Below are 1,907 nucleotides of genomic sequence, written 5' to 3'. Positions count from 1 at the left end.
CATATCAGCCCTGTTCTGTTGTCTGTAACAGTGCCATCGTCATTGTCTGTATAGCGGTAAGTTCGACGTATTTTAGTTTGCTGTTCTTTTTTCGCTTTTGCAATTTCATCTTGTTTTCCTGGTTCAACTTCAAGTTTTTCTGTAACAAACTTTGTCGCCAATTTTCCATAATCTCCCCCAAGCCGCCCCAACACCTTAACCCCAATCTCCGCAAAAGCCAGCTTTTCTTTATTAATCACAATGCCATCGGTTGCTGTTGGATCAGCCAACAACGCCAGAAAGTCCAAAGGTTGCCCCATTCGCCGATTTAAATATTCTGACACTTCTTTAAGCACTTTAATCGCATCCGGCACTCGCACATAATCCAGCATTAAATCCCGTACTCCTTCGTGAAAATCATATTCCATTACCATTGGATTACATTCTTGGGGAGAGACGCGCTTGAGTAAACCCCCTAAAAAGACTTCGGCAAGATGTACCTGTCGTGATTGGGGTAGCATGACTTGTTGCACTAATTGCATGACAGGCAAAGTTAGCGGCGCGGCGGCTAAATATCCCGCTAATTTTTGTGCAGTCGGTGAAGCGGCTGCGTAGAAATGTTGGACGCGCTGTTTGGCGGTGGGTTCGGTAGTGGGTTGGATGGTTGGCGCGTTGTCTTGCTGATTAACGCTTGACTCAAATAGGACTCCCGGTGTCCCTGCGTCACCTCTGCCCATCACCATCCGCGCCCAAAACCTTAAAGATTCTGGTTCAAGGGTGATAATCGGCATTTTTATCCCGATGGTTTTTTTAATCCCGGTGGGCTTTTCGTCATCAAACAAGAAATCGTCTTCATAAGCTCGCAACTGTGCGTTGACTAAACCGGGTGTTGTGGCTTGTAATTTCACGCGAGTAGCCTTACCCAACGCGCTACTCGCCCAAAGTCGCTGCGGGAGCATTTGCACAATGGCTACAGGATTGCGCTCTCCCCACATTTCTAATAATTGCGTCATTGCCACCGTATTCCAAGGCGGTGCCACACAATCACTTACGATTAAAATTAATCGCCGCCCCAAAGGATCAATCAATTCTCGCCGATGGCATGGACGTGAGCCTGCGTAAAGTTGGATTTGCCCTGCCTCGTTTTTCATGCCCCAAGTTCGCACATTGCGGAAAGCTACATGACGTTCGAGCAAACTGCGCCATTCAGCAATAATTGGCTGCCAAATAACCATTGAAGCACTGTGGTCAATAATCAGAGCCACATCAAACCAACGCTCCGACGCGCCTTGCAACATCGGCACCCAAATATCCTGCTCCGCTATTCGTTGCACAGTTGCTGCTTCATCTAATATATAATGTGTCCGCGATGCCACCCGCCGCATGATGGGACGCAATGCCTTTTCCAGACTCAGCGCACCAGGCAACACAGTCGCAGCCGGTGTTTTGATGGGAAGACTACCGATTTTTTGTGAACCCGTTTGCCTAGCAGTACGGGAATAAAGGGGGTAGCTTTCCGGAATTTTACGCTGAGTTTCAGACGCGTCTTTTGAAGACGGTGGATATTCCGTTTGCAGTGATGTGTCAGGCGCAGACGATGACAGAGCCTTTTTTTCATCTGATATTGGTGCAATTACCGGCGCAACGAAGGGCTTGATTTGCATAGCAAACCATAGCGCGTCAGCCAACTCTTCGGCGGTTGGCTCAATATCGTTAGTGCGTAATGTGTCGATAAGTAAGGTGATCATAGGCGTGTTTGTTTTAATTTATTCATTAGATATTCAACGCTATCTTTTAAATCTTGGATTCTATATCGGATTGCGTCAAGAGTGGGGGCTTTGGCAAGATGTCCCGCTTCTCCTTGAGTGAGCGATTCGATTCCAGTTCTTTCCACCAGTTGTTGAGTTCATAAGTACCGAATCATAAAT

Annotated in this window: 1 protein-coding gene; it reads right to left on the bottom strand. The window is 47.2% G+C overall.

What is annotated here, in order from left to right; all coding sequences use genetic code 11:
* Window positions 1–1,727, bottom strand: a 1,727-nt coding sequence (locus tag GY683_RS06105; RefSeq protein ID WP_297287897.1) for an SAV_2336 N-terminal domain-related protein, incomplete at its 3' end; no start/stop codon positions are given.
* Between the last annotated feature and the right edge of the window lie 180 nt (window positions 1,728–1,907).

The sequence above is a fragment of the Moraxella sp. genome (genome assembly GCF_024227015.1).
Classification (GTDB): domain Bacteria; phylum Pseudomonadota; class Gammaproteobacteria; order Pseudomonadales; family Moraxellaceae; genus Moraxella.
Note: the sequence above shows the minus strand (reverse complement) of the source record. Positions and strands in the feature narration are given on the sequence as shown.